Source organism: Aestuariivirga sp. (assembly GCF_041738905.1).
Taxonomy (GTDB): domain Bacteria; phylum Pseudomonadota; class Alphaproteobacteria; order Rhizobiales; family Aestuariivirgaceae; genus Aestuariivirga.
This window is the reverse complement of the sequence record NZ_JBGSOZ010000142.1, coordinates 1-6162: the sequence shown is the minus strand read 5'-3', so window position 1 is coordinate 6162 and position 6162 is coordinate 1. Positions and strand designations below refer to the sequence as shown.

Genomic DNA, 6162 nt, shown 5'->3' with positions numbered 1-6162 from the left:
GGATCGCTGCTCGACGCCGGTTCCGGTCCCGGCACGGCAAGCTGGGCGGCCGCTGAGGTCTGGCCCGGCCTCTCGGCCTTTGCGATGCTCGATTCGAACCCGTGCTTCCTGTCGCTCGCCCAACGCCTCGCTGCCGGGAGCCCGAATGCGGCCCTCTCGTCTGTTGCCGGACGCGTTGGCGAGATCGAGGGCCTCGTGCCGGGGGAGGGCGCCGAACTGGTAATCGCTGCTTACGCATTGGCCGAAATTCCCGCGCCTCGCCTTTCAGCGGCCGTGAAGGCGTTGTGGGCTGCAACGCGTACGGTTCTGGTCCTGGTTGAACCCGGAACGCCCGCCGGCTTTGCGAGGCTGAAGGCGGCCCGTGCTTTCGTTCTGGGGGCCGGAGCCGTTCCAGTGGCGCCGTGTCCCCATGCCGGAACCTGCCCCATGACGGGTGATGACTGGTGCCATTTCAGCGTCAGGCTGGCCCGCAGCCGCGCTCACATGCATGCCAAGGCCGCGAGCGTTCCCTACGAGGATGAAAAATTCGCCTATCTGGCAGTCGCCCGCGATGGCGAGGCGACGGGCGGAGCCCGCGTGCTGACGCCGCCCGTTCACACCAAGCCCGGAATCGACGTTCGGCTTTGCACCGGCAAGGGCCTCGTCAACCGGCACATTGCCCGCCGCGATGCCGCAGCCTACAAACGCAGCCGGAAACTGGATTGGGGCGGCTTCATCGACCCCGCAGAGGAGAACGCCACATGACCCGCACGAAGATTTCATCCGGCTCGAAGTTCGAGGCCGAGATCGGCTATTCCCGCGCCATCGTCGATGGCGACATGATCTGGGTCGCCGGAACCACCGGCTTCAACTACGAGACGATGACCATCTCGGAGAACGTGGCCGAGCAGGCGGAGCAGACGCTAAAGAACATCAAGGCCGCGCTGGACAAGGCCGGCTTTGACATGGCCGACATCGTGCGTGCCAACTACATCTTCCCCGCCGCCGCCGATTTCGAGCCCTGCTGGCCGGTGCTGCGCAAGTACTTCGGCGACATCCGCCCGGCCTCCACCATGATCGTGGCGGGCCTCGCCGACCCGCGCATGAAGATCGAGATCGAAGTGACGGGCAAGAAGCGCGGTACCTGATCGATGAAAATATCCTGCCGATGTAACCTGGGTGACACCGGTGTCACGACAATAGGCTGATAGTCGACTGCAGATACAACATCTGGCGTGAGCCGATCAGGGAGAACCATCATGGCGAACAAGACGGGCGACAATGGGCCGAACACCCTTACCGGTGGCGTGCTGGGAGACATACTCATCGGACTGGGTGGAGACGACGTGCTCGATGGCCGGGCTGGTTCCGACACGTTGAACGGCGGCAGCGGCCGGGACATCTTGATCGGCGGCCTGGGCCGCGACTTCTTCGTGGTGGGAGATGGCGACACAGAGTCCGGTGAAATCTATGACGGTGGCGACAATGACAGCGACATCCTCCTCATCTCGGAGATCGTGCGGCCTGTCGTCGGTGATTTCATTGCAGACTTCAGTGACTCGCAACTGTTTGCGATGGATGGGATCGACATTGTCAGCACAGTCGATGTGACCGCCATCTTCGATTCCACTAGCTTTGGCAGCTTCGGGTTTGTGGACAATCTTGGAATCGCCGTCGACGATGCCGCCTACACGATCCGGGTGAACATGTTCAACGATGCATCGCTCGATCTTTCGGGGCTGACGTTCAGTAACTGGAACGCCAACGACAGGTTCATCATCACCGCTTCGGGCGCCGACGACTCGATCATTGGCACAATCAAGAACGACACGATCTCAGGCGGTGGCGGCACGGATACGATCAAGGCAGGCGCAGGAAACGACAGGTTTTCGCTGGACGGCGTATCGGCCGGCGACAGCTTCGATGGGGGAGCCGGCTTGGACATGCTCCTGCAGACCACAGCCAACGCGGACCTTCGCGGTGCCACGCTGCGGGGTTTCGAGACGATCCGGCTCGAGTCGGGAGGTAGCTTCGTCAAGCAGTCGATTCTCATGTCGGCAGAGCAGTTCGGTTTCAATGGGTTGCCGTCCGCACTGAAGTTCTCCATGCAAGCGGGATCCAGCCATTTGATCGACATCGTCATGGAGGGGGAAACGACCGTGAGTGCCGACGGATTCAGTTTCGTCTTGCCGCGAATCTCCAAGGGCGAAGTCGTCCGGATCACCGGGAACAACAACGCCGAGACGATCACCGGCAGCAGCATTAACGACATTCTGGACGGCTTTGGTGGTATCGACCTGCTGATCGGCGGCGAAGGCAATGACAGGCTGGACGGCGGCACCGGCGACGACTTCATGTTCGGTGGGGCAGGCAACGACACATATCTGGTCGATTCACTGGGGGACATTGCGGCTGAAATCCTCATCGGAACCGATCCCGGCGGGATCGATACGGTGGCAGCCTTCATCTCGCATACCCTCACAGGCTTCGTGGAAAACCTTGTGCTGGTGGAAGGGCTTCAGATCGATGGCACGGGGAACGGTCTGGCAAACACGATCACCGGCAATGAGTTGGGCAACCTTCTCAAGGGCCTCGGCGGTGACGACAGACTGATCGGCGGCAATGGCGCGGACGACCTCGTGGGCGGAGCTGGTGCCGACACGTTCGTGTTCAATTCCGCGTTCGAAAGCGCAGCTGGCGCCGGAAACCGGGACATCATCCGCGGATTTCAGACCATCGACGTGATCGATGTGTCGGGCGTGGATGCCAATACCGGTATTGCGGACAATCAGGCCTTCGTCCTGGATGCGGATGGCCTGATCGGCGCTGGTGAGTTCCGCATCCGCGTGATCAACGGCAACACCTTCATCGACTTCAACACCGATGCCGACAGCACTTTCGAGATGCAGATCGAGTTGCAGGGTGTCAGCAATGTAACCGCCGGCGATATGATCCTTTAGGCATTGGGGGCGAATTGTGATCAGAGGAGCCCCGTGGTTCTTCCAGCGTGGCTTCGCAGCCGATGTCCGAATTTTCTGCGCGCCGCTTGACAGGGTGAGGGGCCTCCTCTATCACGCGCCGCATTGGATTGCGGGAGTAGCTCAGTTGGTTAGAGCGTCGGCCTGTCACGCCGAAGGTCGCGGGTTCGAGCCCCGTCTCTCGCGCCATCCAGTTCAAACGAAAGGGCCGTTCCTCGGGGAACGGCCCTTCGTCGTTTCAGGGATGTAGCGCCGGGTCTGTCCGGCCTTCACTTCACCGTGGCGAGATCAATGATTGCGGCCTGAGCCGCGGCAGTGAAGGTCATTGCCGCTGCGGCCAGGGTCCGTTTCATGTGGGTCCTCTCATTTGGGGTATTTTGTCGCGCCCGTTCAATGGGCGTTGCAATTGGGCACGTCCGGGCGATTCTGTCCATTGCCCAAGCCTTGTGCGACACTTGTCACCGGCACCCGACAACTGTGCCGAAAAGCTTGCGGGACATGGTGCGGTGCGCTACCAAGCGGCGGATTCTGGTCCACCGAGCGGGTGGACGGAGGGGCGAAAGCATATGCCTGACCTTTTGAGAGAATATCTGCCGGTCGTCATCTTCTTGGCCGTTGCGCTGGGATTTTCACTGATCCTGTTGATTGCGCCCATCCTGATCGCGATCCGCAATCCCGACCCTGAGAAGCTGTCGGCCTATGAGTGCGGCTTCAACGCCTTCGACGATGCCCGCATGAAGTTCGACGTGCGCTTCTATCTGGTGTCGATTCTCTTCATCATCTTCGATCTCGAAGTGGCCTTCCTGTTTCCCTGGGCGGTCTCGCTCAAGGAAGTGGGCGTCTATGGCTTCTGGTCGATGATGATCTTCCTCGGCGTGCTGACCATCGGCTTCATCTATGAATGGCGCAAAGGAGCTCTCGAATGGGACTGATCGAACAGGCGACCCCCGAGCAGCGCGAATTCTTCACTGAAATCAATGCTGAACTGGCTGACAAGGGCTTCCTCGTCACGGCCTCCGACGATCTCATCAACTGGGCCCGCACGGGCTCGCTGATGTGGATGACCTTCGGGCTTGCCTGCTGCGCGGTCGAGATGATGCAGGCCTCGATGCCGCGCTACGACCTCGAGCGGTTCGGCTTCGCGCCGCGTGCCTCGCCCCGCCAGTCGGACGTGATGATCGTCGCCGGCACGCTCACCAACAAGATGGCGCCCGCGCTCCGCAAGGTCTATGACCAGATGCCGGATCCGCGTTACGTCATCTCGATGGGAAGCTGCGCCAATGGCGGCGGCTACTATCACTATTCTTACTCGGTCGTGCGTGGTTGCGACCGCATCGTGCCGGTGGACATCTACGTGCCGGGCTGCCCGCCGACCGCCGAAGCGCTCGTCTACGGCATCCTGCAACTGCAGAAGAAGATCCGCCGCACCGGGACGATCGAGCGCTGACATGGCTGAAACACTGAACGAACTGGGCGACTACATCGCGGGAAAGCTCGGAGCCTCTGTCACCGGCTTCAATGTCGCGTATGGCGAACTGACCTTGCTGGCCGAAACGGCCGACATCGTGGGCGTCCTGACCTTCCTGCGCGATGACGCCGAATGCGGCTTCTCCTGCTTCATCGATATTTGCGGCGTCGACTATCCCCAGCGCGAGAAGCGCTTCGATGTCGTTTACCACCTGCTGGCGCCCTACAAGAACCGCCGTATCCGTGTGAAGGTTCAGGCCGACGAGGACACGCAGGTGCCGAGCGCGATCGGCGTGTTCCCCAGCGCCAACTGGTATGAGCGCGAAACCTTCGATCTCTATGGCGTGCTGTTCTCCGGCCATCCGGATCTCCGCCGAATCCTCACCGACTATGGCTTTGCGGGCCATCCGCTCCGCAAGGACTTTCCGCTTACCGGCTATGTCGAGGTCCGCTACGACGACGAGTCGAAGCGCGTGGTCTACGAACCTGTGAAGCTGGTACAGGAGTTCCGTTCCTTCGATTACCTGAGCCCATGGGAAGGCACCGACTACGTGCTCCCCGGCGATGAAAAGGCGAAGCAGTGACCGACACGTCATCCGTCCGCAACTTCTCCATCAACTTCGGGCCGCAGCATCCGGCGGCCCACGGCGTGCTGCGCCTCGTCCTCGAACTTGACGGCGAAGTCTGCACTCGCGTCGACCCGCATATCGGCCTGCTTCATCGCGGCACCGAGAAGCTGATCGAGTACAAGACCTATCTGCAGGCCGTGCCTTACTTCGACCGCCTCGACTACGTGGCGCCGATGAACCAGGAACATGCCTGGGCTCTGGCCGTCGAGCGCCTGCTCGGCATCAGCGTGCCGAAGCGCGGCCAGCTGATCCGTGTGCTCTATTCCGAGATCGGCCGCATCCTCTCGCATCTTCTCAACGTCACCACGCAGGCGATGGACGTCGGCGCCCTGACGCCGCCGCTCTGGGGCTTCGAGGAGCGCGAGAAGCTGATGGTGTTCTATGAGCGGGCGTCGGGCTCGCGCATGCATGCGGCCTATGTGCGGCCGGGCGGTATTCATCAGGACATTCCGCAGAAGCTCGTCGACGATATCGGCATCTTCGTCGATCATCACGCCAAGGTGCTGGACGACATCGAAGGCCTTTTGACCGACAACCGCATCTTCAAGCAGCGCAACGTCGACATCGGTGTGGTGTCCTTGAAGGAATGTTTCGAGTGGGGCTTCTCGGGCGTCATGGTGCGTGGGAGCGGGGCCGCATGGGACCTGCGCAAGTCGCAGCCCTATGAATGCTACAACGAGATGGATTTCGACATCCCGATCGGCAAGAACGGCGACTGCTACGACCGCTACCTGGTGCGCGTGGAAGAGGTGCGGCAGAGTCTCAAGATCATCGCGCAATGCCTTGATAAGATGCCGGGCGGGCCGGTGATCTACCGCGAGCGCAAGATCGCGCCGCCGACCCGCGGCGAAATGAAGCGGTCGATGGAATCCCTGATCCATCATTTCAAGCTATATACCGAAGGCTTCCACGTGCCGGCGGGCGAGACCTACACCGCGGTGGAAGCGCCGAAAGGCGAGTTCGGCGTCTATCTCGTGGCCGACGGCAGCAACCGGCCGTACAAGTGCAAGATCCGCGCGCCGGGCTTCCCGCACCTGCAGGCCATGGACTACATGTGCAAGGGCCACATGCTCGCGGATTCGGTGGCGATACTCGGCTCTATGGACATC

Annotated in this window: 6 protein-coding genes, 1 tRNA gene and 1 pseudogene; all 8 read left to right on the top strand. The window is 61.4% G+C overall.

Annotated elements, in window-relative coordinates:
* Window positions 1-744 (top strand): small ribosomal subunit Rsm22 family protein (locus ACEW8Q_RS13060; protein ID WP_373504492.1); only part of this gene is annotated, 744 nt, incomplete at its 5' end.
* The gene (locus ACEW8Q_RS13055; protein WP_373504491.1) at window positions 741-1127 is read left to right on the top strand and encodes a RidA family protein; all 387 of its coding nucleotides are present in this window, start codon (window positions 741-743) and stop codon (window positions 1125-1127) included. The genes ACEW8Q_RS13060 and ACEW8Q_RS13055, both read left to right, overlap by 4 nt.
* A gap of 111 nt (window positions 1128-1238) precedes the next feature.
* On the top strand, window positions 1239-2939 hold the full coding sequence (locus ACEW8Q_RS13050; RefSeq protein ID WP_373504490.1) for a calcium-binding protein: 1701 nt from the start codon (window positions 1239-1241) through the stop codon (window positions 2937-2939).
* Window positions 2940-3069: 130 nt separating this feature from the next.
* Window positions 3070-3146, top strand: a tRNA-Asp gene (locus tag ACEW8Q_RS13045).
* 377 nt (window positions 3147-3523) lie between these two features.
* A complete protein-coding gene (locus ACEW8Q_RS13040) occupies window positions 3524-3889 on the top strand; it encodes an NADH-quinone oxidoreductase subunit A (RefSeq protein WP_373504489.1) in 366 nt (121 codons plus the stop codon).
* Window positions 3890-3918: 29 nt separating this feature from the next.
* A pseudogene (locus tag ACEW8Q_RS13035) lies at window positions 3919-4404 on the top strand (NADH-quinone oxidoreductase subunit B family protein); the annotation flags it as partial.
* Window position 4405: 1 nt separating this feature from the next.
* Window positions 4406-5008, top strand: coding sequence for an NADH-quinone oxidoreductase subunit C (locus ACEW8Q_RS13030; RefSeq protein ID WP_373504488.1), 603 nt, complete (start codon window positions 4406-4408; stop codon window positions 5006-5008).
* On the top strand, window positions 5005-6162 hold a 1158-nt coding region (locus ACEW8Q_RS13025), incomplete at its 3' end, for an NADH-quinone oxidoreductase subunit D (RefSeq protein WP_373504487.1). The genes ACEW8Q_RS13030 and ACEW8Q_RS13025, both read left to right, overlap by 4 nt.